Source organism: Aromatoleum evansii, from assembly GCF_045689615.1.
Taxonomy (GTDB): Bacteria; Pseudomonadota; Gammaproteobacteria; order Burkholderiales; family Rhodocyclaceae; genus Aromatoleum; species Aromatoleum evansii.
In genome coordinates, this window is sequence record NZ_CP141259.1 from 2,190,924 (window position 1) to 2,217,711 (window position 26,788).

Consider the following 26,788-nt stretch of genomic DNA (forward strand, 5'->3'; position numbering starts at 1 on the left):
CGAAGGCGTGGCCGGTGAAGCAATCGTGCTGGTGGTCGATGACGACCCCGTGACCAGAAACTGCCTGGCGGAGTACTTCGCGGCCGAGGACTTTGGTGTCCTGTGCGCGGCGACCGCAGAGGAGGCGGAGGACCTTATCGCGGGGGAGAACATCGACCTCGTGTTGCTCGACATCCGGCTGCCGGGCAAGGACGGGCTGACCCTGACGCGCGAGCTCCGCGTGAATAGCGAAGTCGGCATCATCCTCGTGTCGGGCAAGCAGGACGAGATCGAACGCATCGTCGGCCTCGAGTGCGGGGCGGACGAGTACGTGACCAAGCCCTTCAACCCGCGGGAGATTCTCGCGCGGGCGAAGAACCTTATCCGGCGCGTGAAACAGTCCAGGTCGATGTCTCCCGGCACCGCGCGCGCGAAGGAGGTGGCGTTCGGCGCCTGGACGCTGCACCCCGACCGCCGCCAGCTTGTCGATGCGTCGGGCGTCGAGGCCGAGCTCACCGAAGGCGAGTTCCAGCTTCTGAGGGCGTTTCTCCGTCATCCCGGTCAGACGATGAGCCGCGACCAGCTGCTCGACCAGATCCGCAACCGCGAATGGGTGCCGAGCGACCGCACCGTGGACGTGCTGGTCGGCCGCCTGCGCCGCAAGCTGAAGGACGACCCCGCGAGCCCGAAAGTCATCCTGACCGTGCACGGGGCCGGATACCGCTTCACTCCGGTTCCACGCGAACGCCCATGAGGCGCGCGAGCGTGGCGCTGGCCCTGTGCGGGCTCGCCGCCGGTGCGCAGGGAGCAACGTTCAGCGCCTGCGGCCATCCCGCCTATCCGCCGGTGTCGTGGGTCACGCAGGGCCAGTTGCGCGGACTCGCGCCCGAGGTCGTACGCGGGATCTTCCGCGAGATGGGGCACGAGCTGCGTACCGAGCCGCTGGGCAACTGGAAGCGCTGCCTGCTGGAAGCGCAGGAGGGGCGCATCGACGTCGTCGTCGCGGCCTACCGCACATCGGAGCGGGAGCGGCGGCTCGCGTTCTCGACGCAATACCTCGTCGCCGACCCTATCGTCCTATTCGTCCGGCGCGACCGGCAATTCGCCTTCTCGCGCTGGAGCGACCTGGAGGGCAAGACCGTCGGCCTGCTGCTCGGCGACAGCTTCGGCGAGCGCTTCGACCGGTTCGCCGAGGCCCGCCTGAAGGTCGAGCGGGTGTCGCGCAGCGAGCAGAACGTGCGCAAGCTCGCGCTCGGGCGTATCGACTTCATGCCCGTCGGGCTCCGCACCTGGCATCTGCAGGGTCAGCGTCTGGGCTACGGTGACGAGATCATGCGCCTGCCCGAACCTCTGGTCACCGAGCACTACTACGTCGCCGTGCGCCGGGGCTCGCCGCTCGAATCGCTGCTCCCGTACATCGACCGGCGGCTCGCCGAGATGCATGCGGACGGCAGCCTGCAGCGACTGGAGCGCGCGCACGCCGACGCCTACCTGGCGGAACTCAAAGGAACGGAACCGGATGCTGCGTACCGCTGAACGCTGGCTAAGGCGCCTTCCCGGCTACCGGCGCGAGCATCCCCTCGCGCATCGCGTGACGATCTACGTGCTGGCCTGCAGCCTGGGCTTCGCGCTGCTGTCGACCGCCCTGCAGGTCGCGATCGAGTACCGGCGCGAGATGCGTTCGATCGAGGAACGGATCGAGTTGATCCGCAGCAGCTATCTCGCGAGTCTCGCGCGCAGCGTGTGGGACCTCGACGAGGAGCAGTTGCGCCTGCAATTGCAGGGGATCTCCGATTTTCCCGACATCGGCGGCCTGCGGCTGGATGGCGCCGGCTTCGTGACTCCGTTCGAGATTCCCGCCCGCCGCCGCGTGATCGCGCCGATCGAGCACAGCTTCGAGCTCATCTATCCCGCGCCCGAAGGCGACCGAAGCCTGGGGCGACTGGTGGTGCAGACCGATCGCGGGGCGGTGTTCGCGCGGCTCGGCTGGAGCGGGCTCATCATCCTGTTGAGCCAGACGCTCACCGTCCTGCTGATCGCGGCGGCGCTGGTCGTGGTGTTCCAGTGGTTCGTCACGCGCCACCTCGAGGGCATGGCGCGCTTCGCCCGGCTGCTCGGCGAAGGACGCCTGGATGCGCCGCTGAAGCTGGCGCGTCCGCCTTCGGCGGTGCCCGACGAGCTCGACGCCGTGGTCGCGGCCCTCAACGACATGCAGCTGGCGATCCGCCAGGACATCAGCCGGCGCCAGCTTGCTCACGATCGGCTGCTGTACAGCCGCGACCAGTTCAAGGAAATGGTCGAGAAGCGCACACGCAGCCTGCAGGCGGCCAAGGATGCGGCCGAGGCGGCGAACCGCGCGAAATCCGCCTTCCTCGCCACGATGAGCCACGAGATCCGCACGCCGATGAACGGCATGCTCGGGATGCTGCAACTCCTGCGCCACAGCGAGATGCCTGAGACGTCGCGGAACCAGCTCGATGTCCTGCAGCGGTCGGGCGAATTGCTGCTCGCAACGCTCAACCACGTCCTCGATTACGCCCGCATCGAGGAGGGTGGGGAGATGCCGGAGGAGGAGGCCTTCGACCTTCAGGAGCTGGTCGACAATCAGCTCCTGCTCGTGGCCGGCTCGGCCGGTGCAAAGGGGCTGACGCTTGCGGCCGACATCGCGCCGGGGCTGGCGGGGCGCTACATCGGCGGCGCGGGGAGCCTGCGGCAGATCCTCGGCAACCTGCTGTCGAATGCGATCAAATTCACCCTCGAGGGCGAGGTCAGGCTGCGTGTCGACGCCGACGACAAGGCGGGAGCTGCGAGCCGCCTGCGCTTCGAGGTTTGCGACACCGGCATCGGTATCGACGAAACCCAGCAGGCGCGCATCTTCGAGCGCTTCACCCAGGCCGACGACACGATCACACGGCGTTTCGGCGGATCCGGCCTCGGCTTGGCGATATGCCGGAAGCTGGTGGAGGGCCTGGGCGGAACGATCGGCGTCGCGAGCGTGCCGGGGGAGGGGAGCCGCTTCCGGGTCGAAGTCCCGGTACGGGCCTTGCCGCCGGAGGCGTCCGTGATCCCGTCGGTGGCGCCGGCGCACCTGCCGAGCCTGAGCCTGCTCCTCGTCGAGGATGTCGAGGTGAATCGTCTGGTCCTGTGCGGCCTGCTCGAACATGCCGGACACCTGGTGTGCACGGCCGTGGACGGCCGGCAGGCGCTCGATATCTGCAGGCAGCAGGGGTTCGACGCGATCCTCATGGACATGCACCTGCCGATCATGAGCGGCAGCGAAGTGAGCCGGGAGATCCGCAGCGATCCCGGGAATCTGAACGGGACCACGCCGATCATCGCGCTGACCGCCAGCGTGAGCCCCGAAGACATCCGGCACTGTCTCGACCACGGCATGGACGCCGTCGTGGCCAAGCCCGTCCGGATCGAGCACCTGCTGCAGACCCTTGCCGAAGTGCTCGGGCCGAAGGAGCCACACATCCCGGCCCCGATGCGCGAGAACGAGGCTGAGCGCAATGTCACGGTGGACAGGCGCCTGCTGGTGGCTCACGCGCGGGTGTTCGGCTGTGCCCGTGTCCTGAGCCTGGTGGCGCTGCTGCACGAGCAGGCAGACGCCACCTTGCCGCAAATCACCGAGGCGCTCGAGCAGGGGGATCTGTTCGAAGTGCAGGAACTGGCGCACAAACTCGCCGGCGCATGCGAGATGCTGGGCCTGATCGACAGCAGCGAGCGCTTGCGCACGCTGGAGGCGAAGGCAGGGGCGGACGACGTCGTCGGCTGCCGTGGCACGCAGGACGGGCTTGGGGTCATCCTGGCGCGCGAGCTGGAGGAGGCGGGCGCTTGCCTGCAGCCCGACGAGCCCGCCCCGGCTCCGGCCGGCCGGGACGAGACGCAGGGCCGGGCAGCGTGAATCCCGTCAGGGGCGGCGCCGCCGCGCGCCGACCTGGGACGGGGAGACGCCGAAGAATTCCCGGTAGCAACGGCTGAAGTGCGGCGCGCCGCTGAAGCCGCAGGCGATCGCGATGCTGGTGATCGGCTCGTTCGTCTGCTGCAGGAGGCGCCGGGCGCGCGTGATGCGGGTCTCGAGGTAGTAGCGTGCCGGCGTGGTATTCATGTAGCGCTGGAACATCCTGTCGATCTGGCGGCGCGACACCTGTGCGTGCTGCGCCAGGTCGTCGATGCTGAGGGGTTCCTCGATGTTGTTCTTCATCAGCTGCAGCACCGTGCTGAGCGCAGCGGGCAGCGTGGGGTCGTCCGCCAGCGCCGTCATCGGAAGGTCGGGCAGGTCATCGAGGGTCCGGTCGCAGGAGAGGATCTCCTCCACGCCGCGCACCACCTCCTCGCCGTGATGGTTGCGGATCACGGCCAGCATCATGCTCAGGGCGCTGTTGGCGCCGGCAGATGAAATGCGGTCGCGATCGATGACGAATGGTTGCGCCAGGAGCTTGACCTGCGGACACACCTCCTCCAACCCGGCGCGGCTGTCGGGGTGCACCGTGCAGGCGTAGCCGTCGAGGAGCCCCGCGTGCGCGAGCAGATAGCTGCCGTTCCACAGGCCGCCCAGCATGACGCGATGCCGCGCCGCCTCGCGGAGTTTCTCGACTGTCGGACGCGCGGGCTCGAGCTTCGAGCGGTAGCCGCCGCATACGATGAGGACGTCGAGCGTCTTCACGGGGATGGATCGCAAGTCGCCATCGACCGAGATATTGATCGCGAGGTCGCTGCGAACTGTCGACCCTTCGAGGCTGTAGGTCTCGAAGCTGTATAGCGGCTTGCCGCTGACGAGGTTGGCGGTGACGATCGCGTCGACGGCGCCGGTAAACGCCATCATGGAGAAATGTTCGAGCAGCAGGAAACCGATGCGCCTGTGGATCGTCGTGGGTATGCCTTCGGCCGGCTGTCCGGGCAGGTGGGGTTGATTGCTGTGACGCAGGCGACTGTCGAACTTGCGCTGATTCTGAAGCGGTTTGTCAGCCATGCCGGTCCCGTCGTGTCGAGGCTTTTGTCTGCTGGAAGATCAAATTATAAGGGCACGAGCCCCTCGAGGAGGGGCCGTGCCCGGGGCTTCGCGGCGCATCGGGGCGCCGCCTTGCCAGATAGACGTCAGGCCGCCGCCGGACTCGGCTTCAGGCCGCCCATCGATTCATCGTGGTCGAAGGTCTGGATCGCTTCGCCTTCAGCGTGCCAGCGCGCTTTTTCCGCCTCGCTGGCGCGCGGCGAGAACCAGCCCATGTAGCCGTAGAAGATGCCGATCACCGGCGACATCCAGCATGCAAACGACAGAGGAATATACAGCAGGTTCTCGAAGTTGCCTTCGGCCACGCCCAGGCCGAGCGCGGTGATGACGATGGCGCCGCCCGCGTTCCAGGGCACCAGCGGGGACACGAGGGTGCCGCCCTCCTCGAGCGCGCGCGACAGGTTCAGCGTCGAATAACCCTTGCCGCGATATGCGGGGGCGTACATGCGGCCGGGCAGGGCGATCGAAAGGTAGGGGTCGCCCGCAACCAGGTTCGTCGCGATCGCGGTGCCCGTTGCAGCGGCCTGCATCGAGCCGAAGCGGCGCGTACGCTTGAGCATCGCGTCGACGATCACTTCGAGGCAGCGCGTGTGTTCGAGTGCGCCACCGAAACCCAGCGCGATCATGACCAGCGTGATGACCCAGGTCATCGACTGGATGCCGCCGCGGTTGAGCAGGCTGTCGATCTCCTTCACCCCGGACTTGAGCTTGTAGCCGTCCTGCATGTAGGCGAACACGTCATGCACGCTGGCGCCTTGCACGACCATCGCGACCAGTGCTCCGGCGATGGCGCCGGCGAACAAGGACGGAATCGCGGGCATCTTGCGCAGCGCGAGGAAGAGCACGAGGGCGGCGGGCAGCAGGACCGTCCACGACAGCGTGAAGTTCTTCTCGATACCGGACGTGATCGTCTCGATCTTGCTGAAATCCGCCCCTTCGCCCCCGATCAGGCTGAAGCCCGCGACGAGGTAGAGCGCGAATGCGATCAGCATCGACGGGACCGTCGTGGGCATCATGTTGCGGATGTGATCGAACAGGCCTACGCCGGTTACGGCGGGAGCGAGGTTTGTCGTGTCCGATAGCGGCGATACCTTGTCGCCGAAGAACGCGCCCGACACCACGGCGCCGGCAGTCCAGTATGGCGGAATGTCGAAACCCGCCCCGATGCCCATCAGTGCGAGACCGACCGTGCCGGTCGTACCCCAGGACGTCCCCAGAGATACCGACACCAGGGAGCACAGCAGCATCCCCGCGGCAAGGAACCACTGCGGGGTCAGGAGGTTGAGTCCCGCGTGGATGATGTAGGGCACCGTGCCGCTCGCGATCCACGTACCGATGATCATGCCGACGACAATCAGGATCGCAATCGACTGCAGCCCGATGCTGACGATGTGCAGCACCCCTTGTTCCATCTGCTGCCAGCGATGGCCCTGCAGCCAGCCGATCGCCGCGGTGATCGCAAGACCGATCGCCAGCGGCACGTGGGGGGTGAAGTCCTTGTAGTAGAAGAGTTGCACGCCCAGTACGCCGAGCGTGAGGACGATGGGCAGCAGGGCGAGGCCGAGCGAGGGCCTCTCGGTGCGCAGATCACTCATTGTTTTGTCTCCGAATATATGACCCGACGATCGTCCGGGACCGTCGAGGACAGCTGGATTTTTTCGCTGTCGATACGGAGGCTAGCAAGCACTTGTAAACGGGGTTTCGAGCGTTTGTGCAGAATTGTGATGGCTTGTCACTTCCCGCTTTACATCTCGGCTGCAGCGCGCTCTGCAATGTGGTCGGTGATGCTCCGCGCTGACTCGCCGCGACGCCCGGTGCTCGTTCCGTGCCGGGCAGGGGCATACGAGACCGTGTCTATCGCTTTATGTGCGTAAAGGACAATAATAGATCGTCAATTGTAAATATTCAGATCAATAGTATTGGCTAGTATTCCTCCAGACAAAGACGCCTTTGTCGCCAACCGAAACCACCATTGTCTGGAGACGAATCACATGGAAAGCCAACTCAACGACATGCTCAAGCAAGCCTTCGCCGAAGCCACCAAGCTGTACCAGGAACGCGGCTTCCAGCGCCGCGTGGGCTTCGGCAAGAAGCCGGCCTTGATCAACGTCGACCTCGCCAACGCCTGGACCCGCCCCGGCAATCCCTTCACCTGCGAGAAGATCGACGACGAGATCATCCCCGGCGTGCAGCGCCTGCTGAAAGCCTGCCGCGAGAACAATCACCCGGTGATCCACGTGACGACCTGCTACCAGGTCACGGACCGCAAGAATCCGCACACCGACATGGGCCTGTGGCACAACAAGATCCCGGTCGACGTCGTGAATCAGGAAGACGAGAACATCTGGGCGATCGACTCGCGCATCGCGCCGATCGCCGGTGAGCAGGTGCTGATCAAGAAGCGCGCGAGCTCCTTCCACGGCACCTATCTCGCGGGCTTCCTGCGTGCGGCCGGCGTCGACACCATCCTTGTGACCGGCGTCACCGCCTCGGCCTGCGTGCGCACGACCCTGTGCGACGGCCTCGCCGAAGGTTTCCGCACCATCGCCGTGCGCGAGTGCATCGGCGACCGCGTGCCCGGTGCCGTCGAGTGGAACCTGTTCGACATCGACGCCAAGTTCGCCGACGTCGAGTCGGTCGACCGCTGCGTCGACTACCTGTACTCGATGAAGGGCTGATCGGGCATACGGCGGGGGTGCGCAGGCCCCCGCCGACCCCACCGTGCTTCACCCGCCCGCGAGCCGGGACCCGTAACAATGAAAACAAGCGACGACCGACGCGTGGCGGCAGGTGCGCGCGATCGGCGCGCGCCCATCACCAAAGGAGTGTTTGTCATGAGTGGTTTGTCGATTTTCAGGAAGCTGCTGCTCGGCGCGCTGTGCGTCGTGGCCGGCGGCGCGGTGGCGAGCGAGACGATCGAGCTGAAGATGCACAGCCAGATCGTCGAATCCCGCCCCGAGGCGAAGTACCTGCAACAGTTCGCCGAGGACGTTGCGGCGCGCTCCAACGGGCGGCTCAAGATCAACGTCTTCCATGCCGGCTCGCTCGGGCTGAAGGACGCGGACCTGCTTCGCATCATGCAGGCGGGCGCCGTCGACATGGCGATGCTGTACGGCGAGTACTTCACGCGCGATGCGCCCGAGCTGGGCGTCGTGTACGTGCAGGGCGCGATCCGCAACCCGCAGCAGCACCTGCAGCTACTGCCAACGATGCGCGCGATCTACGAGGAGGGCTACTCGAAGTGGCGCATCCACACCGTCGGCGGCGTCGTCAGCCCCGTGTTCAACGTCGGCGTGCATTGCAAGGAGCCGGTGAACAGCCTCGCGCAACTGAAGGGCAAGAAGCTGCGCGTGTGGGGCAGCCACCTCGTCGGCACCTTCCAGGGCCTGGACGTCGCCGCGCAGGTGATCCCGCAGAACAGCATGTACATGGCGCTGCAGACCGGTGTCGTCGACTGCGCCTATTACCTGTCGACGGTTGCGAAGACCGTGTCGATCCAGGAGGTGGCGAAGTACGAGGCCTACATGCATCCGTGGGCAGCGGTGCCGTGGATGTTCGGCGTCAGCGACAAGGCTTGGTCGCGCCTGCCCAAGGACCTGCAGTCGGTGCTCGTGGAGGCCGGCGAGGCGATGTGGGCGAAGACGCGCGACGCCGCGGTGAGCCCCGATCGTGAGAGCGCCGCCATCGAGGAGCGCAAGGCGCTCGGCATCACGATGCTGCAGCCCTTCTCGCAGGGTGACGTCAGCACCTTCGTCGCCGCATCCGACAAGGCTTGGGCCGACATGGCGAAGTCGGCCGGGCCGAAGGGTATCGAGTACTACCAGCGCATGAGGGAGGCGATCGCCAAGCTGACGCCCTGAGCGGCGTCGCAGGGGCGTCCGCAACGTGTTGCGGACGCCCGGATCGTTCCGGAATCAATCGCTGGAGACCCTGATGCACTTCCTGATCCGCTGCCTGGAAAGGCTCGCGCTCGGCATGAACCGGCTCGCTGCCGTGGCCGCCGTGCTGATGAGCCTGTTCGTGTTCCTGGGCGTCGTGATGCGCTACTTCGTCGGCGCACCCTTCGCCTTCTCCGATGAATTCATCGGCCTGCTGTTCGCCACGATGGCCTTTCTCGCGATGCCGCTGGGCCTCGTCATGCGCCGTCACATCATCCTCGACATCGTCACGCGCGGCCTGCAGGGGCCGCTGCGCCACTTCGTCGACATCGGCGCCACCGTGATCCTCACGACTTTCTGCGTGTGGTTCCTCGCGCTCTCCTACGATTTCGCCGACTTCTCGCGCCTGCTCGACGCGCGCTCGGACATCGGCTCGATGCTGCTGTGGCCGTGGATGGCGATGCTGCCGCTGTGCACCGTGGTGATGGTGCTCGTCAGCCTCGGCCAGCTCTTCGACAGCCTGCGCCAGCTTGCCGGCCGCCCGTCGCTGTTCTCCCTCGCTGGCGAGGAGGAAGTGCTATGACCTGGGGCATCCTTTCGACCAGCATGCTCGTGCTGATGGTGACCGGCGCGGTGCTGGGCGCAGCGCTCGGGCTCACCGGCCTGATCCTGCTGCAGTTCCAGGTGGGGGACGCGACCTCGCTCGCGGTGCAGGCGGTGTGGAACACCTTCACCGACTTCACCCTGAGCGCCGTGCCGCTGTTCATCTTCCTCGGCGATATCCTGATGGCGAGCGGCATCTCCGGGCGCATCTACAACGGCCTCACGCCGCTGTTCCATCGCTTCTCGGGCAAGCTGCTGCACACCAACATCGCGGTGTGCACGGTGTTCGGCGCGGTCAGCGGCTCGAGTTCGTCGACAGCGGCGGCGATCGGTTCGGTCGGCTATCCCGAACTGGTGAAGCGCGGCTACGATCCGGCGACCGTCATCGCCTCGCTCGCGGCCGGCGGCACGCTCGGCCTGCTGATCCCGCCCAGTCTGTCGCTGCTGATCTATGGCGCCACGCAGGACGTGTCGATCGGCAAGCTCTTCCTCGCCGGCATCGTGCCGGGGCTGCTCATCGCCGGCCTGTTCTCGGCCTACATCGCGGGCCTGTGCTACTTCCGCAAGGATCTGGCGCCGAAGGAGGACGAACGCCCGAGCTGGGGCGAGATTTTCACCGGCCTGCGCGCGATCTGGCCGCTGCCGATCCTGATCTTCTTCGTGCTCGGCACGATCTACATGGGGCTCGCGACGACCACCGAGGCCGCCGCACTGGGCGTGGTCGCGGCGACGGTGCTGGGCTTCGTGTGGGGCGACCTGACGCTGCCGAAGCTGTGGCAGTCGTTCAAGACCTCGGTGTTGATGTTCGGCACGATCGCGATGGTGCTGCTCGGCACGCTAATCCTCGCGCAGGCGATCAGCGTCCTTGGCTTGCCGAAGGAGCTCGTCGACTGGGTCGCGAAGATGGGCCTCAGCCGCTACGAGGTGCTGTTCGCGATCGTGCTCGTGTATCTGGTGCTGGGCTGCTTCTTCGACGGCATCTCGCTGCTGTTGATGACGCTGCCGATCGCCTTCCCGCTGATGATGTCGATGCAGTTCGACCCCATCTGGTTCGGCATCGTCGTCACGATCCTGATGGAGGTCGGCATGATCACGCCGCCGGTGGGGCTCAACCTCTTCGTGCTGGTGACGATCTCCAGGCGCAAGGTGAGCCTGGGCGAGGCGTCGTGGGCGACCGTCCCCTACTGGCTGATCATGCTCGGCGTGATCGGGCTGTTCACGGCCTTCCCGGAGATCGTGACCTTCGTCCCCAACCGCTTCTTCTGATCGCGCTCACCGTCCTCCCCCTTGGCGATCCGCAGGTACTCCAGGCCTGCGGGTCGCTTTTTTCATGCGGGTGAGGAGTGATGGCGATTATTGCGCGTTGAAACAACAATCGCCCCGCAAGCGGCAACAGTTCCGGCGCGGTGCGCGGCTATTCTCGTGCTTCGCTCGCGATGCCGAATTCCTCGGCGTTGTCGTGCAGGAACTGCGCGAAGCGGTCCACGGTGGGAGTCGGAATGTCCTTGCGCCAGCACACCAGGGTCTCCAGCGGCTTTTGCCGACCGGCGAGCGGACGGATCACCAGCCCCTTGCGCTGGATGTTCTCCGCGCAGCGCGCGTACAGCGCGACGCCGATGTTCGCGGCGACCAGCCCGAAGATGCCGTCGCTGGTCGAGGCCTCCTGTGCCACGAGGGGCGAGAAGTTGGCGGCGTGGCACAGGGCGAAGAAGTGCGAGCGGAAGGCTTCCCACGACTCCTTCGAGCCGAGGATGAATTTTTCGTTTGCGAGGTCGCGGATCGAAATCGACGGTTTTTCGGCGAGCGGATGCGTGGCCGGCAGCAGCACGACCAGTTCCTCGCGCGCGACCAGGAGTTGACTCACGGTGGGCGATTCGAAGGGGCCGAGCAGGAAGCCGATGTCGATGCGCGACTCGAGCAGCGCCTCCTTCTGCTTCGAGCTCGGGATGTGAAACAGCTCGACCTTGATGCCCGGATGCGTGTGCAGGAATTTCTCGATGATCATCGGCAGCTTGCCGTTGATCGCGAAGTCCATGTACGCGATGCGCAGGTAACCCACCTTGCCGTCGGCGGCGGCCTGCGCCAGCAGCGAGGCCTTCTCGATGTGGCCGAGCGCGAGGCGGCATTCGTAGAGGAAGGTGCGCCCGGCCTCGGTGAGCTGCACGACGCGCGTCGTGCGCGACAGCAGCTCCGCGCCGACGGCTTCCTCCAGGTGCTGGATCGTGCGCGTGAGCGCCGACTGCGTCATGTGCAGGCGCTCCGCGGCGGGGCGGAACTGCAACTCCTCGGCGACGGCGATGAAGGCGCGCATGTGGCGGATTTCGAAGCGCATGGGCGGGGCTCGGGTGAGTGGATAGTGATTGCTGAAGGCAATAATCGCGCATCAACTGTAAATAATATTGGAAATAGTGTCGACTAGGATTCACACATCGGGGCGGCTGCAGTTGCGGTCGCGCGGCAGACTTGCATGAGGAAGTAAGATGGCGGGAGCAGGGGCAGGGAGCAGGGCGCTGCGGCGCGTGGTCGTGACGGGCTGGGGGCTTGCGACCCCGCTCGGTGTCGGCGTGGAGCACACATGGGCGCGGCTCCTCGCGGGCGAGTCGGGCATCCGCGCGATCGACCGCTTCGAGGTCGCGGATCTGCCCTCGCGCATCGCCGGCCTGCTGCCCGAAGGGCCACGTGACGACGGCGGTTTCAATGCCGACGAATGGGTGCCGCCCAAGGACCAGCGCAAGATGGACCGCTTCGCGATGTACGCGCTGTGCGCGGCCGAGCAGGCGCTGCAGGATGCGGACTGGCATCCGACGACCACGCGCGCACGCGAGCGCACCGGCGTGCTGATCGGCTCGGGCATCGGCGGCCTGCCGGCGCTCGCCGAGGGCGCACTGACGCTGGAACGCCAGGGCGCACGGCGCATCTCGCCCTTCTTCATTCCGTCCGCGCTGGTGAATCTCGCCGCCGGCCAGGTCGGGATCCGTCACGGCCTGCAGGGGCCCACGCACGGCGTCGCGACCGCCTGCGCGAGCGGCGCCCACGCGATCGGCGACGCCGCGCGCATGGTGATGCTGGGCGATGCCGACGTGATGGTGGCCGGCGGCACCGAGGCTGCGGTGTCGCGCCTGGGCATCGCCGGCTTCTGCGCCGCCCGCGCGCTGTCGACCGGCTTCAACGACACCCCGCAGGCCGCCTCGCGCCCGTGGGACGCCGCGCGCGACGGCTTCGTCATCGGCGAGGGTAGCGGCATCGTCGTGCTCGAGGACTACGAGCACGCACGGGCGCGCGGCGCGCGCATCCACGCCGAGGTGCTGGGCTACGGCCTGTCGGGCGACGGCTATCACATTGCCGCGCCGCCCGAGGACGGCAGCGGGGCCCTGCGTGCGATGCGCGCCGCGCTCGCGTGGGCGGGCGTTGCTGCGGAGGAGGTGGACTACGTGAACGCCCACGCGACCTCGACCCCGCTCGGCGATCTCGTCGAGCTGCGCGCGCTGCGCGAGGTCTTCGGGGAACATGCCACGCGCGGCGGGGAGGGCGGGTTGTCGGTATCCTCGACCAAGTCGGCGATGGGGCATCTGCTCGGCGCCGCGGGCGCCGTCGAGGCCATCGTGTGCATGCTCGCGCTCCGCGACCAGATCGTGCCGCCGACGCTGAACCTTGCCGAACCGCCGGCGGAATTCGCCGGAATGGACTTCGTCCCCCGTGTCGCGAAGCGCCGCACGGTGCGCACCGCGCTGTCGAACTCCTTCGGCTTCGGCGGTACCAACGCGGCGCTGCTGTTCGGCGCCGTCAAGGACTGAAGGGAGGGCGGAACCGAACTGAGCCGCAGCACCGGCGGACGTGCCGGCCATCACCGGCGCACCGTCGATCCACACCGATTCGAAAAAATATTCGAACGAGGAGACACGAATGACTACAACGGTACTGGAGATGCCCTGCGCCGCGGGGCCTCGTGAGGGCGTGCTGGAGCAGAGGGTGGACGCGACCTATCGCAAGATAACCTGGCGCCTGATGCCCTTCCTGTTCATCTGCTACGTCGCCGCCTACCTCGACCGCATCAACGTCGGCTTCGCGCAGCTGCAGATGAAGGACGCGCTGGGCTTCAGCGACGCGGTGTACGGCCTGGGCGCCGGCATCTTCTTCGCGGGCTACTTCCTGTTCGAGGTTCCGAGCAACCTGATCCTGGAGAAGATCGGCGCGCGCAAGACGCTCGTGCGCATCATGGTGCTGTGGGGGCTCACGTCCGCGGCGATGATGTTCATCACCTCGCCGGCCGTCTTCTACGTGCTGCGTTTCCTGCTCGGCGTGTTCGAGGCCGGTTTCTTCCCCGGCATGATCTTCTACCTCACCTGCTGGTACCCCGCCAACCGGCGGGCGCGCGTGATGGCGCTGTTCCTCACCGCGGTGGCCACCGCCGGCGTCGTGGGCGGCCCGCTGTCGGGCTGGGTCATGCGGACATTCGACGGGTTCAACGGGCTGGGTGGCTGGCAGTGGATGTTCCTCATCGAGGGCCTGCCGTCCTGCCTGCTCGGCGTGATCGCGTACTTCTACCTCGACGATCGGCCGCAGCAGGCGAGGTGGCTCAGCGCCGAGGAGAAGGCCGTCGTCGTCGCCGAACTGAAGCGCGACCACGCCGCGCGCCCCTTCTTCCACAACCACTCCTTCGGCGACGCCGTGAAGTCGCCGCGCGTGTATGCGATGGCGCTCGCGTGGTTCACCTTCATCTGCGGCGTGTATGCGATCAGCTTCTGGTTGCCGACCCTGATCAAGGGCGCAGGCGTCACCGACGTGCTCTCGATCGGCCTGTACTCGGCGATCCCCTACGGCGTCGCGGTGCTGACGATGATCCTCGTGTGCCGCCACTCCGACCGCAGCGGCGAGCGCCGTCGCCACACCGTTGCCTGCGCGTTGATCGGCGCCGCCGCGCTCGCCACCATCTCGCAGACCGCGGGAAACCTGCCGCTATCGCTGCTGGTGATGAGCATCGCCACGGCCGGCATCTTCACGCTGCAACCGCTCTTCTGGGCGATCGCGACGGATTTCCTCGGCGGCACGAAGGCCGCGGCGGGCACCATCGCCTTCATCAACAGCCTGGGCCTGATCGGCGGTTTCGCCAGCCCGACCATGCTCGGCTGGGTGAAGACGACGACGGGAAGCCTGGAGAATGGGTTGTATCTGATCGCAGGCTTGCTGGCGGTGGGGGCAGTGATTACCTTGCAGTTTCGCCGCGGGTGGGCGCATTCGGAGTCGAGCCGGCGGCTGCACGCTCGGTCACCGCAGGAATAAGTATTCGCGGACGCGATTGAATGCCGGTCGTGGGTGGAGGCACGAAGGTGGGCCGCTGTCACCCGGCCGGCTTTCAGACGGGCAACAGGCCGGCGAGGATCCCAAGGCCCACCACGAGGAACACAAGGCCAAGTCCCCCGAACAGCAGCGCCTGCCCCCACAGCGGCATGAAGCGGTCGATCGCGGCGATGTGCGGCTGGTCGGCGCGGTAGCGCACCACGACGCTGTCCCCGATCCGTCCGGCATCCTGGCTGCTACCCATTGCCGACTGGAAAGTGATTTCACGCCCCGTGACAATCCTGAACTTCACGGTCGGGAAGTAGCTGACCTCATCCCGCTCACGGTTTTCGGTCAGCGCGACGATCGTACCCGGGGCGACGACCGACTGCCGGACGAATACGCGCGTCCGTGAGAACTGTCGCCCGCCGGCAATCAGCATCGCCGCGCCGATCAATACGAAGAGGCTGCTCAGGGCCGTAATCCAGGTCATGAACGTGTATGGCCATCGGTGCCGGCTCTCTGTCCAGCACGGCGGAGGGGGCGGATCGTGCCGGGGGGTGACAGACAGTGCATGTCGGCATTCAAGGGGCTGTGTCGGGTGGCCCGGACGATACAGCATTCCTTGTGCCCGGAGCCATTCCCGAATGCTTCCGCCCCCCTTGCATGGCCACATGCGACGCATGTCGCCTTCGGCACATCCACCCCAGGAATTCGCGGCGGGCTGAAACGGCAGGGCGCCTGGGGCGGGGATTCCGTTCCTCCCCGACGGTCCATATCAAGCAAACGCGTGACGGATACAGGCAAAAGCGCCGCGGGCGAACTTCCTAACATCTCTTCCCATGAAGCCGCCATCCGCTGCGGCCGCTGTCGGCAACGACAGTCCAAAACCGAGGAGACAATACGAATGTTTGCACTGACCGACCGCATTGCCGATTTCGACGACGAACTGCAGGCGGCGATGGAGGGCGAGTTCGAGCGCCAGGAATCGCACATCGAGCTGATCGCCTCGGAGAACTACACCAGCCCGCGCGTGCTCGAAGCGCAGGGCAGCGTGCTCACCAACAAGTACGCCGAGGGCTACCCGGCGAAGCGCTACTACGGCGGCTGCGAGCACGTCGATGTGGTCGAGCAGCTCGCGATCGACCGCGCCAAGCTCCTCTTCGGCGCCGACTTCGCCAATGTCCAGCCGCACTCGGGCTCGCAGGCCAACGCCGCGGTGTACATGGCGCTCCTCGAGCCGCACGACACCGTGCTGGGCATGAGCCTCGCCCACGGCGGCCACCTCACGCATGGCGCCAAGGTGAACTTCTCCGGCAAGCTCTACAACGCCATCCAGTACGGCCTCGATGAAGCGACCGGCGAGATCGACTACGCCCAGGTCGAACAGCTCGCGAAGGAGCACAAGCCGAAGATGATCGTCGCCGGCTTCTCGGCCTACTCGCGCGTGGTCGACTGGCAGCGCTTCCGCGCGATCGCCGATGCCGTGGGTGCGTATCTCTTCGTCGACATGGCCCACGTCGCGGGCCTCGTCGCCGCGGGCCTGTATCCCAACCCCATCCCCTTCGCCGACGTCGTCACCACCACCACCCACAAGACCCTGCGCGGCCCGCGCGGCGGCCTGATCCTCGCCCGCGCCAACCCGGATCTCGAGAAGAAGCTCAACGCCGTGGTGTTCCCCGGCATCCAGGGCGGCCCGCTCATGCACGTCATCGCGGGCAAGGCGGTCGCGCTCAAGGAAGCGCTGCAGCCCGAGTTTCGCGCCTACCAGCAGCAGGTGCTGAAGAACGCCCGCGCGATGGCGGGCGTCTTCATCGAGCGCGGCTACAAGATCGTCTCCGGCGGCACGGATGATCACCTCTTCCTCGTCGATCTCGTCGCCAAGGGCCTCACCGGCAAGGCGGCCGACGCGGCCCTCGGCGCGGCCCACATCACGGTGAACAAGAACGCCGTGCCCAACGACCCGCAGTCGCCCTTCGTCACCAGCGGCATCCGCATCGGCACGCCGGCGATCACCACGCGCGGCCTGCAGGAAGCCGAAGCCAAGGAGCTCACCCACTGGATCTGCGACGTGCTCGACCACATCGACGACCAGTCCGTGAGCGCCGCGGTGCGCGAGAAGGTCTCGGCCTTGTGCGCGCGCTTCCCGGTCTATCCGGCCACCCGCTGAACCGGCCTCCGGAGCGACCCGTCATGGCGATCAGCGTATTCGAGATGTTCAAGGTCGGCGTCGGCCCGTCCAGTTCCCACACCGTGGGTCCCATGCGTGCCGCGCTGACCTTCGCGTCCGGCCTCAAGGACGCGGGGCTGCTGCCGCGCGTGCGGCGGGTGAAGGCCGAGCTGTACGGCTCGCTGGGGGCCACCGGCAAGGGCCACGGCAGCGACAAGGCGGTGCTGCTGGGCCTGGAAGGCGAGGCGCCCGATCTCGTCGACCCCGACACCATCGAGGCGCGGCTCGCGCGCATCCGCGAGGGCAAGCGCCTCACGCTGCTGGGCCTGCACCCGGTCGAGTACTGCGAGAAGACCGATCTCGTCTTCCTGCGCCGCCAGACACTGCCCTACCACCCCAACGGCCTGCGCCTGACGGCCTTCGGCGAGGGCGAGGCGGAGCTCGCGAGCCGCGTGTACTACTCGGTGGGCGGCGGCTTCGTCGTCAATGAGGAAGCCGCCGGTGCGGACCGCATCGTCGAGGACGCCACCGAGCTGCCGTACCCCTTCCACAGCGCCGACCAGCTCCTCACCCAGTGCGCCGTGAACGAACTCTCGATCAGCCAGCTGATGCTGGAGAACGAGAAGGCGTGGCGGAGCGAAGCCGAGACGCGGAACGGCCTGCTGCACATCTGGAAGGTGATGCAGGCCTGCGTGCGCCGCGGCTGCGAGATCGAAGGCACGCTGCCCGGCGGCATGAAGGTCAAGCGCCGCGCCGCCGAGATGTACCGCAAGCTCGCAAACGCCCCCGAAGCGAGCCTGCGCGACCCGCTCACCACGATGGACTGGGTGAATCTCTACGCGCTGGCGGTGAATGAAGAGAACGCCGCGGGCGGGCGCATCGTGACGGCCCCCACCAACGGCGCGGCCGGCATCATCCCCGCGGTGCTGCACTACTACTACCGCTTCATCCCCGGCGCGACCGAGGACGGCGTCGTGCGCTTCCTCGCCACCGCGGCCGCGATCGGCATCCTGTTCAAGGAGAACGCCTCCATCTCGGGCGCCGAAGTGGGCTGCCAGGGCGAGGTCGGCGTCGCGTGCTCGATGGCCGCCGGCGCGCTGACCGAAGTCATGGGCGGCACCCCCGAGCAGGTCGAGAACGCCGCCGAGATCGGCATGGAGCACAACCTCGGGCTCACCTGCGACCCCGTGGGCGGGCTTGTGCAGGTGCCGTGCATCGAGCGCAACGCGATGGGCTCGATCAAGGCGATCAACGCCGCGCGCATGGCGTTGCGGGGCGACGGCAAGCACTTCGTGTCGCTCGACAAGGTGATCAAGACCATGCGCGACACCGGTCGCGACATGAAGGACAAGTACAAGGAGACGTCGCGCGGGGGACTCGCCGTGAACGTCATCGAATGCTGAAGACGAGGAGATAGGACATGCAGCATTACTCGGGATTCGGGCTCGTCAAGCACGCGCTCACCTACCACGAGAACTGGCAGCGCGCGTGGCGCAATCCGACGCCGAAGAAGAAGTACGACATCGTGATCGTCGGCGGCGGCGGCCATGGTCTCGCCACCGCCTACTACCTCGCCAAGGAACACGGCATCACCAACGTCGCCGTGGTCGAGAAGGGCTGGCTGGGCGGGGGCAACACCGCGCGCAACACCACCATCGTGCGCTCGAACTACCTGTGGGACGAGGCCGCGTGGCTGTACGAGCACGCGATGAAGCTGTGGGAAGGCCTCTCCCAGGACCTGAATTACAACGTGATGTACTCCCAGCGCGGGGTCATGAACCTCGGCCACACGCTGCAGGACATGCGCGACATCCACCGCCGCGTCAATGCCAACCGCTTGAACGGCATCGATGGCGAGGTGCTGGACGTGAACCAGATCCAGGAGATCGTGCCGATCATGGACCTGTCGAAGAACACGCGCTACCCGGTTCTGGGCGCCTCGTGGCAGCCGCGCGGCGGTGTCGCCCGTCATGACGCGGTGGCCTGGGGCTTTGCGCGCGGCGCCGATGCGCTGGGCGTCGACATGCTGCAGCAGACCGAAGTCACCGGCATCCGCAAGAACGGCAACAAGGTCGTGGGCGTCGAGACCAACCGCGGCTTCATCGCCGCCGACACCGTGGGGGTGGTCACCGCCGGCAACTCCGGCGTGCTCGCCAAGATGGCCGGCTTCCAGCTGCCGATCGAATCGCACCCGCTGCAGGCGCTGGTGTCCGAGCCGATGAAACCCATCCTCGACACCGTCGTGATGTCGAACAAGGTGCACGGCTACGTCAGCCAGTCGGACAAGGGCGACCTCGTGATCGGCGCCGGCATCGACGGCTACAACGGCTACGGCCAGCGCGGCAGCTACTCGACCATCGAGCACACGCTGCAGGCCATCGTCGAGCTCTTCCCGATGTTCTCGCGCGTGCGCATGAACCGCCAGTGGGGCGGCATCGTCGATACCTGCCCGGACGCCTGCCCGATCATCTCGGCCACCCCCGTCGGCGGCCTGTTCTTCAACTGCGGCTGGGGCACGGGCGGCTTCAAGGCCACCCCGGGCTCGGGCAACGTCTTTGCGGCGACGCTCGCCGCGGGCAAGGCGCATCCGCTCGCGGCGCCGTTCTCCATCGACCGCTTCATCAGCGGCAAACTCATCGACGAACACGGCGCCGCGGGCGTCGCGCACTGAGGAGGAGCAGGACACCATGCTGCACATCTACTGCCCGCACTGCGCGGAAACCCGCGAGGAAGAAGAATTCCGCCCCAAGGGCGAGGCCCACATCGCCCGCCCGGTGGAGCCGGAAGCGACCAGCGACGAGGACTGGGGCAACTACCTCTTCTTCCGCAAGAACCCGCGCGGCCTGCACCACGAGCTGTGGTACCACGCCGCCGGCTGCCGCAAGTTCTTCAACGTCACGCGTGACACCGTGAGCTACCAGATCCTCGAAACCTACAAGGTCGGCCAGAAGCCTTCGGTGGTCGCCGGCCAGTCCGCAGACAAGGGGGCGGCAAAATGAGCCAGAGCAATCGACTGGGGACGGGCGGGCGCATCGACCGCAGCCGCCCGCTGCGCTTCAGCTTCAACGGCGTCGACTACCAGGGCTTCGCCGGCGACACGCTCGCCTCGGCCCTGCTTGCCAACGGCGTCGATGTCGTGGGCCGCAGCTTCAAGTACTCCCGCCCGCGCGGCATCATGGCCGCCGGCGCCGAGGAGCCGAATGCGATCGTGCAACTGGGTGCGACCGAAGCGGGCCAGGTGCCGAACGTGCGCGCCACGCAACAGGCGCTCTACGGCGGGCTGGTCGCCACGAGCACCAACGGCTGGCCGAACGTCGACCGCGATCTGATGGGCGTGATCGGCAGCGTCGGCGGCAAGTTCATGCCCCCGGGCTTCTACTACAAGACCTTCATGGCGCCGGCCTCGCTGTGGCCGAAGTACGAGAAGTACATCCGCAAGGCCGCGGGCCTGGGCCGCACGCCCAGGGAGAAGGATCCGGACATCTACGACCACATCAACCGTCACTGCGACGTGCTGGTGATCGGCGCCGGTCCCGCGGGCCTCGCCGCCGCGCTCGCCGCCGGCCGTAGCGGTGCGCGCGTGATCCTGTGCGACGAGCAGGAAGAGATGGGCGGCTCGCTGCTCGACACGCGCGAGCTCATCGACGGCCGCCCGGCCTCGGCCTGGGTCGCCGCCGTGCTCGCGGAACTGGCGACCCTGCCCGAAGTGCTGATCCTGCCGCGCACCACCGCCAACGGCTACCACGACCACAACTTCGTGACCCTGCACGAGCGCCGCACCGAGCACCTCGCCGACCTCGCGCCGAGCGTGAACGGCCGCCGCCAGGTGCGCGCCCGCATGCACCGCGTGCGCGCCCATGAGGTGATCCTCGCCACCGGCACGCACGAGCGTCCGCTGGTCTTTGCCAACAACGACGTGCCGGGCTGCATGGTGGCGGGCGCGGTGTCGACCTACATCCGCCGCTACGCCGTGGCGCCGGGTAAGCGCCTGGTGCTGTCGACCGCCAACGACCACGCCTACCGCGCCGCGCTCGACTGGCATGATGCCGGCCGCGAAGTGGTCGCGATCGTCGATGCGCGTGAGCACCCCGAGGGCGACCTCGTCAATGAGGCCCGTTCGCGCAATATCCGCATCATCCCCGGCTCCGCGGTGATCGAGGCGAACGGCAAGAAGCGCGTCACCGGTGCCCAGGTCGCCCGCATCGACATCGGCGGCTTCAAGGTGGCGGGCCGCGTCGAGACGCTTGCCTGCGACACCCTCGCGAGCTCCGGCGGCTACAGCCCCGTCGTGCATCTGGCGGCGCACACCGGCGCCCGCCCCGAGTGGCGCGACGACATCCTCGGCTTCGTCCCCGGCAAGGTGCCGGGCATGACCCCGGTGGGCGGCGTGCACGGCAAGGGCGCGCTCGTCGAGGCGCTCGCCGACGGTGCCGCAGCCGGCACGGCCGCCGCGCAGCGCACCGGCTTCGAGGTCACCGCTCCGGCGCTGCCCAAGGTCGCCAAGCTGCGCGAGGGCAAGGCCGCGGCGCTCTACCAGGTGCCGCACGTGAAACCGGCGATGCGCGCCCCGAAGCAGTTCGTCGATCCGCAGAACGACGTCACCGCCGCCGGCATCGAGCTCGCCACGCGCGAAGGCTTCGAGTCGATCGAGCACGTCAAGCGCTACACCGGCATGGGCTTCGGCACCGACCAGGGCAAGCTCGGCAACATCAACGGCATGGCCATCGCCGCGCGCTGCCTGAAGCAGACCATCCCGCAGACCGGCACCACCGTGTTCCGCCCGAACTACACGCCGATCACCTTCGGCGCCATCGCCGGCCGTCACTGCCGCGAGTTCTTCGATCCGCGCCGCTACACGGCGCTGCATGCGTGGCATGTCGAGCACGGCGCGAAGTTCGAGGAAGTCGGCCAGTGGATGCGCCCGTGGTACTTCCCGCAGGGCAACGAGACGATGCACGAGGCCGTGCAGCGCGAGTGCCGCGCCGTGCGTGAGTCGGTCGGCATCCTCGACGCCTCGACGCTGGGCAAGATCGAGATCCAGGGCAAGGACGCGCGCGAGTTCCTCAACCGCCTGTACACCAACGCCTGGACCAAGCTCGACGTGGGCAAGTGCCGCTACGGCCTCATGTGCAAGGACGACGGCATGGTGATGGACGACGGCGTGACCGCGTGCATCGCCGAGAACCACTTCCACATGACGACCACCACCGGCGGCGCCGCGGCGGTGCTCGACTGGATGGAGCTGTGGCACCAGACCGAGTGGCCCGAGCTGGAGGTGTACTTCAACTCGGTGACCGACCACTGGGCGGCGATGGCGATCAACGGCCCCAACGCGCGGAAGCTCTTGGCCGAGCTCACCGACGACATCGATCTCTCCAAGGACAACTTCAAGTTCATGGACATGCGCGAAGGCACGGTCGCCGGCGTTCCGGCCCGCGTCTATCGCATCTCCTTCACGGGCGAGCTCTCCTACGAGATCAACGTGCAGGCGCACCACGCGATGCACGTGTGGCAGGCGCTGTTCGAGAAGGGCGAGAAGTACAACCTCACCCCGTACGGCACCGAGACGATGCACGTGCTGCGTGCGGAGAAGGGCTTCATCATCGTCGGCCAGGAAACCGACGGCTCGATGACGCCGGAGGACCTCGGCATGCAGTGGTGCGTCGGCTACAAGAAGCCCTTCTCGTGGATCGGGCGGCGCGCGCTCACGCGCCCGGACACGCAGCGCGAGGACCGCAAGCAGCTCGTGGGCCTCAAGCCCCTCGACCCGCAGCTGGTCTTGGACGAGGGCGCGCAGATCGTGCTCGAGAAGGAGATCCGCATCCCGATGCCGATGGTCGGGCACGTCACCTCGAGCTACTACAGCCCGAACCTGGGCCACTCGTTCGCGTTGGCGGTCGTCAAGGGCGGCGCCAAGCGCCTGGGGGAAACCGTTTATCTGCCGATGGCCGACGGCCGGGTGCATGCGGCCGAGGTCGTGAGCCCGGTCTTCTACGATGCGGAAGGAGCACGCCAGAATGTCTGATTACGCACAAATGGATCTGAACCCGCGCGGCGGCGGGGTGAAGTCGGAGTCGCCGCTGGTGAGGGCGCGCATCAACGTGGTGCTCGCCGCCTCGGCGCGCGAGGCCGGTGTGGTCGTGCGCGAGAAGCCCTTCCTCGGTCATCTCGTGCTGCGCGGCAACGCTCAGGACGAAGGCTTCCGCGCCGGCGTCGAGCGCGTGCTGGGCCTTGCACTGCCGCTCGCGCTGGGTGCGGTCGCCCGCGACGAGTCGCGCGGCGTGAGCCTGCAGTGGATGTCGCCCGACGAGTGGCTGATCGTCGTGCCGGCGGGCCTCGAGTTCGAAGCCGAGGCCGCGCTGCGGCGCGAGCTCAGCGGCCACTACGCGGTGATGAACGTCACCGGCGGGCAGACGGTGCTGGAGCTGACCGGCCCCAGGGTGCGCGAACTCTTGATGAAGTGCACGCCCTATGACGTGCATCCGCGCGCCTTCCCGGTGGGCAAGGGGGTGTCGAGTGTGTTTGCGAAGAGCTCGGCGGTGATCCGTCGTGTCGATGAGGAGCGTTGGGAACTGGTGATCCGCCGCAGCTTCGCGGATTACCTGTACAGCTGGATCCTCGATGCCGCGGAAGAGTTCGGCGTCTTCGTGGCGCCGGCGGAGGTGGCCCGTCCCGCCAGTCGCGGTGCTGAGCGCGAGCTCGCGGCCGAAGCGAGGTAAGGGCGATGAAGCTCGACCGCATCGAAGCGCCCGCGTCGGTGCGGGCCCTGCCGGGCCTGGTCGTTCCGGTCGGGCCTGCGACGGTCGCGGCGCCGTGCGAGGACACCATCTTCCTGCGCGGCGTCCGCGTCGAGGCGCTGATCGGGGTGTATGAGCATGAGCGCCACGCACCGCAGCCGCTCGTGATCGACCTCGAACTGGGCTTGCAGCACGCACGCTGCTGTGCCAGCGACGATCTGCGCGACGCTGTCGACTATGGCCAGGTGCTTGCGGCCGTGCGCCGCCTGGCGCAGGTCAATCGCGCCGTTCTGCTCGAAGCCTTCGCGCAGAACGTCGCCGATGCGTTGTTCGCCGGTTTCGAGTTGTCGTCGGTCGCGATCAGCGTCAGCAAGCCGGCAATCTTCGATGCTGCCGACAGCGTCGGCGTGTCGATCCGGCGGCGTCGCGCGGCAGCGGACGCCTGAGAACGCCGGCAAGGCGTATGGACGCGGCCTGAAGGCCGCGTCCTCGCCCCGCACTGCGGCGGGAACGACGCCGCGTCCTGCAACGATCTTCTGCACCTTTGTGGCGACCTCGAGCGCTCTCCTGCGGGGCTCGAATGCGAAGCCGTCGCGTGACAAAGGAATACCTTGATTGCATTTTTATAACCATGAGATAGTCATGGTTATGAGGCGCTCCATGCCGCTGCCACGATGGTAAGCGATGTGGCGGCGGTGCGATTATTCACGCATGGAAATAAAGTGGTCGCTGGTGGTGTATTTATTTCCATCCATGGTCGCCGGTACAGTGCGCCTGCATTCAAGCCATTAAAGCATTCGCAGCAGATCGACTTCAAAGGAGGATGGCAATGGAGTTGTCGGTACACGCAGCAGCGCAGCTAACCGCAGGTTTCGGCGCGGCGGACACGCGAGCGGATATCGAGGCCAACGCGCGGAGCATCATCATGAAGACGCGCGCCAGCTTCGCGCATCCCGTTCAGGCGGGGCGTTGCGACGACGGGGATTGCACCCAATCCCGTGCGCCGCGTGCGCGTCGGCCGTTGCGGATGCGCTGACGCGGGCTCGCCTGCCCCCTGCTGCAGCCCTGTTCCCGAGGGGCGGCGCCGACGGAAGTCAGCGCCGCCCCTCGGTATTGAAGGACGCGAAAAGTTCGGCGACCCAGTCGACGAAGACCCGGATCTTCGCGCTCAGATGACGGTTCGGGGGATAGACGACGTAGATCGGGAAACCCGGTGAGGTCCAGTCTTCCAGTACCGGTACCAGTTCCCCCTCGATCAGTTGTCGATCGAGCATGAAGCGGGGCAGCTGCACGATCCCCAGTCCCGCGAGGGCTGCCGCGAGGTAGGCGTTGCTGTCGTTGACGGCGAGGGCATACCGGCCCGGCAACTCGACGCGCTCGCCCTTGCGCTCGAATTCGAAGGGCGAGATCCGGCCGGTGCCCGCCGAAAAATAGCCGACGACGTGGTGCGGCCCGCCGAGTTCGGACGGGTGTCTGGGTATGCCGTGCTCGGCGAGGTAGGCGGGTGCGGCACACGTGACGTATTCGATCTGTGCGATGCGTCGGGCAACCAGCGATTCGTCGGCGAGGTTGCCCGCGCGCACCACGCAGTCGACGTTGTCCGCGATCAGGTTTACGAGGCGGTCGCCCGCGCCGAGGTCGATCTGGATATCCGGATAGCGGGCGTGGAAGCCATGCAGCGCGGGGATGATGATCCGGGTGGCGACCGCCGCGGGGACGTCCACGCGGACACGCCCCTTCGGCGAAGCCTGCGCGTTCGACAGGCTGGCGTCGATTTCCTCCAGTTCCGTCAGTAGCCGCGCCGTGCGCTCGTAGTAGGCCGCGCCGTCGGCGGTGACCGTGACGCGCCGCGTGGTGCGGTTGAGCAGTTTTACCCGCAGGTGCGTCTCCAGGCTCTGGATCAGCTTCGTCACGGTCGGCTTCGGCATGCCGAGGGAGTCGGCCGCCTTCGTGAAGGTGCCTGCCTCGACGACGCGCGCGAACACGCGCAGTGCCAGGAATTGGTCCATTCGCTTCTCCTCCAGTCCGCCAGTCGCGATTGCTGCGGCGCGATTATTCACCAAAGGAAATAAAGAAGCTACGAATCGATTATTTATTCATTTAAGTGCGGGAACTATCGTTCAGGCCATCAGCGCTGTCGGCGCCTACTGCAGGTCCCAACAACCATGTTCCGCTTTCTGCAATCCTGCTGCCTTGCCAACCCGAACCAGCTTCCGGCCACGGAAGACTGCAGTATCGACGTCGGCCTCCCGCGCCCGCTGGGCGTGCGTGTCTATGGGAAACGTCGTGCCGGGGCCACGCTGGTCGTGCATTTCCACGGCGGTGCCTTCGTTTCCGGTTCGCTCGACAGCGGCGCGACCGTCGCCCGTCTGCTGGCCGATGCGGGGGCGGTCGTGGTGTCGATCGATTACCCGCTGGCACCGGCCGATCCGTTTCCGGCCGCGGTCGATGCCGCCTACGCCGCGCTGCAGTGGGCGTGGCGCAGGCGCGCCCGGCTCGCGGGGCAGGGGGCAGCGCTGTTTGTCGCCGGCGAGGAGGCGGGCGGCAATCTCGCCGCCGCCGCGGCACTGATGGCGCGCGATCGTCATGCGCCCCGGCTTGCCGGCCAGATCCTGCTCTCGCCGATGCTCGATCCCTGTCTCGGCACGGCATCGGTTCGCCGTAGCGATCAGGGGCCGGCCGCTTGCCCCCTGGCGAAGGGCTGGTGCGGATACCTGCGCGAGCCGGCCGCCGCCGAGCACCCCTATGCAACACCCGGTCGCGCGATGCGCCTGGCCGGTCTCGCCCCGGCGCTGCTGATCACCGCGGACGACGATCCGCTGCGCGACGAGACGCTTGCCTATGCGCGCAGGCTGGGGGAGGCCGGCGTGCCGGTATCCGAGTTCGTGCTACCGGCGCCCACCGGTTGGCCGATCGTCCTGCAGGAGCCTGCGAGCCCCGACAGGTCGTGGACCGAGGAAGTGGGTGCCCGCTTTGCGACCTTCCTCGCGAGGGCGGGCAGCCGGGAATCCGTCGATCTCGCTTGAACGATTTTCCCCGCGAAAAAAGGGGTTGACTCCGTACCTAACTACGGACTTTAGGATGCCTCGCGTTCCCCGACGCTGCGACCGCAGCTCAGAACACATCAACA

At 67.1% G+C, this 26,788-nt stretch carries 22 protein-coding genes; 17 read left to right on the top strand and 5 right to left on the bottom strand.

The genetic code is table 11. The features are described from left to right. Positions 1-7: 7 nt before the first annotated feature. The 3 genes from U5817_RS10305 to U5817_RS10315 are packed head-to-tail and all read left to right on the top strand — an operon-like array spanning position 8 to position 3,886. Positions 8-733 (top strand): response regulator, encoded by a 726-nt coding sequence (locus U5817_RS10305; RefSeq protein WP_407280654.1) that lies wholly within the window; start codon positions 8-10, stop codon positions 731-733. Continuing rightward, positions 730-1,515: a substrate-binding periplasmic protein gene (locus U5817_RS10310; protein ID WP_407280655.1), complete on the top strand. Its 786-nt coding sequence runs from the start codon at positions 730-732 to the stop codon at positions 1,513-1,515. Before U5817_RS10305 ends, U5817_RS10310 begins: the two co-directional genes overlap by 4 nt. Further along, positions 1,499-3,886 carry an ATP-binding protein gene (locus U5817_RS10315; protein WP_407280656.1) on the top strand — a complete coding sequence of 796 codons (2,388 nt, stop codon included), beginning with the start codon at positions 1,499-1,501 and terminating at the stop codon, positions 3,884-3,886. Before U5817_RS10310 ends, U5817_RS10315 begins: the two co-directional genes overlap by 17 nt. Before the next feature lie 6 nt (positions 3,887-3,892). Here the strand turns inward: U5817_RS10315 and U5817_RS10320 are convergent, their stop codons facing one another. Both U5817_RS10320 and nhaC read right to left on the bottom strand, forming a co-directional pair. Continuing rightward, on the bottom strand, positions 3,893-4,954 hold the full coding sequence (locus U5817_RS10320) for a GlxA family transcriptional regulator (RefSeq protein ID WP_407280657.1): 1,062 nt from the start codon (positions 4,952-4,954) through the stop codon (positions 3,893-3,895). A 125-nt stretch (positions 4,955-5,079) separates the two neighbouring features. Beyond that, positions 5,080-6,588 carry a Na+/H+ antiporter NhaC gene (nhaC, locus tag U5817_RS10325; protein WP_407280658.1) on the bottom strand — a complete coding sequence of 503 codons (1,509 nt, stop codon included), beginning with the start codon at positions 6,586-6,588 and terminating at the stop codon, positions 5,080-5,082. Positions 6,589-6,984: 396 nt separating this feature from the next. Between nhaC and U5817_RS10330 the strand changes: the two genes are divergently transcribed. The 4 genes from U5817_RS10330 (at position 6,985) to U5817_RS10345 (ending at position 10,740) form a co-directional block, all read left to right on the top strand. Then, positions 6,985-7,671 carry an isochorismatase family protein gene (locus U5817_RS10330; protein WP_169131238.1) on the top strand — a complete coding sequence of 229 codons (687 nt, stop codon included), beginning with the start codon at positions 6,985-6,987 and terminating at the stop codon, positions 7,669-7,671. Between the two features lie 156 nt (positions 7,672-7,827). Beyond that, positions 7,828-8,853, top strand: coding sequence for a TRAP transporter substrate-binding protein DctP (gene dctP / locus U5817_RS10335; RefSeq protein ID WP_407280659.1), 1,026 nt, complete (start codon positions 7,828-7,830; stop codon positions 8,851-8,853). Positions 8,854-8,926: 73 nt separating this feature from the next. Continuing rightward, positions 8,927-9,454, top strand: a complete 528-nt coding sequence (locus U5817_RS10340) for a TRAP transporter small permease (RefSeq protein WP_407280660.1) — start codon at positions 8,927-8,929, stop codon at positions 9,452-9,454. Next, positions 9,451-10,740 (top strand): TRAP transporter large permease, encoded by a 1,290-nt coding sequence (locus U5817_RS10345; RefSeq protein WP_407280661.1) that lies wholly within the window; start codon positions 9,451-9,453, stop codon positions 10,738-10,740. Before U5817_RS10340 ends, U5817_RS10345 begins: the two co-directional genes overlap by 4 nt. A gap of 148 nt (positions 10,741-10,888) precedes the next feature. Here the strand turns inward: U5817_RS10345 and U5817_RS10350 are convergent, their stop codons facing one another. Further along, positions 10,889-11,806 carry a LysR family transcriptional regulator gene (locus tag U5817_RS10350; protein WP_407280662.1) on the bottom strand — a complete coding sequence of 306 codons (918 nt, stop codon included), beginning with the start codon at positions 11,804-11,806 and terminating at the stop codon, positions 10,889-10,891. Positions 11,807-11,954: 148 nt separating this feature from the next. On the opposite strand from U5817_RS10350, the gene fabF reads away from it, so the two are divergent. After that, positions 11,955-13,268: a beta-ketoacyl-ACP synthase II gene (gene fabF, locus U5817_RS10355; RefSeq protein ID WP_407280663.1), complete on the top strand. Its 1,314-nt coding sequence runs from the start codon at positions 11,955-11,957 to the stop codon at positions 13,266-13,268. Positions 13,269-13,377: 109 nt separating this feature from the next. Beyond that, complete coding sequence (locus tag U5817_RS10360) at positions 13,378-14,754, top strand: MFS transporter (RefSeq protein WP_407280664.1); 1,377 nt, start codon at positions 13,378-13,380, stop codon at positions 14,752-14,754. Between the two features lie 73 nt (positions 14,755-14,827). Here the strand turns inward: U5817_RS10360 and U5817_RS10365 are convergent, their stop codons facing one another. Further along, positions 14,828-15,244 (bottom strand): DUF3592 domain-containing protein, encoded by a 417-nt coding sequence (locus tag U5817_RS10365; protein ID WP_407280665.1) that lies wholly within the window; start codon positions 15,242-15,244, stop codon positions 14,828-14,830. A gap of 414 nt (positions 15,245-15,658) precedes the next feature. On the opposite strand from U5817_RS10365, the gene glyA reads away from it, so the two are divergent. From glyA to folB, 7 genes are read left to right on the top strand one after another with little or no spacing between them, the layout of a single operon-like run. After that, on the top strand, positions 15,659-16,921 hold the full coding sequence (gene glyA / locus U5817_RS10370; protein ID WP_407280666.1) for a serine hydroxymethyltransferase: 1,263 nt from the start codon (positions 15,659-15,661) through the stop codon (positions 16,919-16,921). Positions 16,922-16,944: 23 nt separating this feature from the next. Then, positions 16,945-18,324 carry an L-serine ammonia-lyase gene (locus U5817_RS10375; RefSeq protein WP_407280667.1) on the top strand — a complete coding sequence of 460 codons (1,380 nt, stop codon included), beginning with the start codon at positions 16,945-16,947 and terminating at the stop codon, positions 18,322-18,324. A gap of 17 nt (positions 18,325-18,341) precedes the next feature. Next, positions 18,342-19,592 (top strand): sarcosine oxidase subunit beta family protein, encoded by a 1,251-nt coding sequence (locus U5817_RS10380; protein WP_407280668.1) that lies wholly within the window; start codon positions 18,342-18,344, stop codon positions 19,590-19,592. A 16-nt stretch (positions 19,593-19,608) separates the two neighbouring features. Next, complete coding sequence (locus tag U5817_RS10385; protein WP_407280669.1) at positions 19,609-19,920, top strand: sarcosine oxidase subunit delta; 312 nt, start codon at positions 19,609-19,611, stop codon at positions 19,918-19,920. Further along, the gene (locus tag U5817_RS10390) at positions 19,917-22,946 is read left to right on the top strand and encodes a sarcosine oxidase subunit alpha family protein (protein ID WP_407280670.1); all 3,030 of its coding nucleotides are present in this window, start codon (positions 19,917-19,919) and stop codon (positions 22,944-22,946) included. Before U5817_RS10385 ends, U5817_RS10390 begins: the two co-directional genes overlap by 4 nt. Continuing rightward, positions 22,939-23,640: a sarcosine oxidase subunit gamma gene (locus U5817_RS10395; RefSeq protein WP_407280671.1), complete on the top strand. Its 702-nt coding sequence runs from the start codon at positions 22,939-22,941 to the stop codon at positions 23,638-23,640. Before U5817_RS10390 ends, U5817_RS10395 begins: the two co-directional genes overlap by 8 nt. Positions 23,641-23,645: 5 nt before the next feature. Beyond that, on the top strand, positions 23,646-24,104 hold the full coding sequence (gene folB, locus U5817_RS10400) for a dihydroneopterin aldolase (RefSeq protein ID WP_407280672.1): 459 nt from the start codon (positions 23,646-23,648) through the stop codon (positions 24,102-24,104). A 648-nt stretch (positions 24,105-24,752) separates the two neighbouring features. Here the strand turns inward: folB and U5817_RS10405 are convergent. Continuing rightward, on the bottom strand, positions 24,753-25,667 hold the full coding sequence (locus tag U5817_RS10405; RefSeq protein WP_407280673.1) for a LysR substrate-binding domain-containing protein: 915 nt from the start codon (positions 25,665-25,667) through the stop codon (positions 24,753-24,755). A 156-nt stretch (positions 25,668-25,823) separates the two neighbouring features. Here U5817_RS10405 and U5817_RS10410 point away from each other — a divergent pair, with 156 nt between their 5' ends. After that, the gene (locus U5817_RS10410) at positions 25,824-26,684 is read left to right on the top strand and encodes an alpha/beta hydrolase fold domain-containing protein (RefSeq protein WP_407280674.1); all 861 of its coding nucleotides are present in this window, start codon (positions 25,824-25,826) and stop codon (positions 26,682-26,684) included. The last annotated feature ends 104 nt before the right edge of the window (positions 26,685-26,788 follow it).

What these genes read in the sequence shown, in the direction of transcription:
- nhaC (WP_407280658.1), bottom strand. Translation starts at nt 6,588, where the DNA reads ATGAGTGATCTGCGCACCGAGAGGCCCTCGCTCGGCCTCGCCCTGCTG.
- U5817_RS10365 (WP_407280665.1), bottom strand. Translation starts at nt 15,244, where the DNA reads ATGACCTGGATTACGGCCCTGAGCAGCCTCTTCGTATTGATCGGCGCG.
- U5817_RS10390 (WP_407280670.1), top strand. Translation starts at nt 19,917, where the DNA reads ATGAGCCAGAGCAATCGACTGGGGACGGGCGGGCGCATCGACCGCAGC.
- folB (WP_407280672.1), top strand. Translation starts at nt 23,646, where the DNA reads ATGAAGCTCGACCGCATCGAAGCGCCCGCGTCGGTGCGGGCCCTGCCG.
- U5817_RS10380 (WP_407280668.1), top strand. Translation starts at nt 18,342, where the DNA reads ATGCAGCATTACTCGGGATTCGGGCTCGTCAAGCACGCGCTCACCTAC.
- U5817_RS10330 (WP_169131238.1), top strand. Translation starts at nt 6,985, where the DNA reads ATGGAAAGCCAACTCAACGACATGCTCAAGCAAGCCTTCGCCGAAGCC.
- U5817_RS10375 (WP_407280667.1), top strand. Translation starts at nt 16,945, where the DNA reads ATGGCGATCAGCGTATTCGAGATGTTCAAGGTCGGCGTCGGCCCGTCC.
- U5817_RS10385 (WP_407280669.1), top strand. Translation starts at nt 19,609, where the DNA reads ATGCTGCACATCTACTGCCCGCACTGCGCGGAAACCCGCGAGGAAGAA.
- U5817_RS10395 (WP_407280671.1), top strand. Translation starts at nt 22,939, where the DNA reads ATGTCTGATTACGCACAAATGGATCTGAACCCGCGCGGCGGCGGGGTG.
- U5817_RS10340 (WP_407280660.1), top strand. Translation starts at nt 8,927, where the DNA reads ATGCACTTCCTGATCCGCTGCCTGGAAAGGCTCGCGCTCGGCATGAAC.
- U5817_RS10310 (WP_407280655.1), top strand. Translation starts at nt 730, where the DNA reads ATGAGGCGCGCGAGCGTGGCGCTGGCCCTGTGCGGGCTCGCCGCCGGT.
- fabF (WP_407280663.1), top strand. Translation starts at nt 11,955, where the DNA reads ATGGCGGGAGCAGGGGCAGGGAGCAGGGCGCTGCGGCGCGTGGTCGTG.
- U5817_RS10410 (WP_407280674.1), top strand. Translation starts at nt 25,824, where the DNA reads ATGTTCCGCTTTCTGCAATCCTGCTGCCTTGCCAACCCGAACCAGCTT.
- dctP (WP_407280659.1), top strand. Translation starts at nt 7,828, where the DNA reads ATGAGTGGTTTGTCGATTTTCAGGAAGCTGCTGCTCGGCGCGCTGTGC.
- U5817_RS10350 (WP_407280662.1), bottom strand. Translation starts at nt 11,806, where the DNA reads ATGCGCTTCGAAATCCGCCACATGCGCGCCTTCATCGCCGTCGCCGAG.
- U5817_RS10360 (WP_407280664.1), top strand. Translation starts at nt 13,378, where the DNA reads ATGACTACAACGGTACTGGAGATGCCCTGCGCCGCGGGGCCTCGTGAG.
- U5817_RS10315 (WP_407280656.1), top strand. Translation starts at nt 1,499, where the DNA reads ATGCTGCGTACCGCTGAACGCTGGCTAAGGCGCCTTCCCGGCTACCGG.
- U5817_RS10345 (WP_407280661.1), top strand. Translation starts at nt 9,451, where the DNA reads ATGACCTGGGGCATCCTTTCGACCAGCATGCTCGTGCTGATGGTGACC.
- glyA (WP_407280666.1), top strand. Translation starts at nt 15,659, where the DNA reads ATGTTTGCACTGACCGACCGCATTGCCGATTTCGACGACGAACTGCAG.
- U5817_RS10405 (WP_407280673.1), bottom strand. Translation starts at nt 25,667, where the DNA reads ATGGACCAATTCCTGGCACTGCGCGTGTTCGCGCGCGTCGTCGAGGCA.
- U5817_RS10320 (WP_407280657.1), bottom strand. Translation starts at nt 4,954, where the DNA reads ATGGCTGACAAACCGCTTCAGAATCAGCGCAAGTTCGACAGTCGCCTG.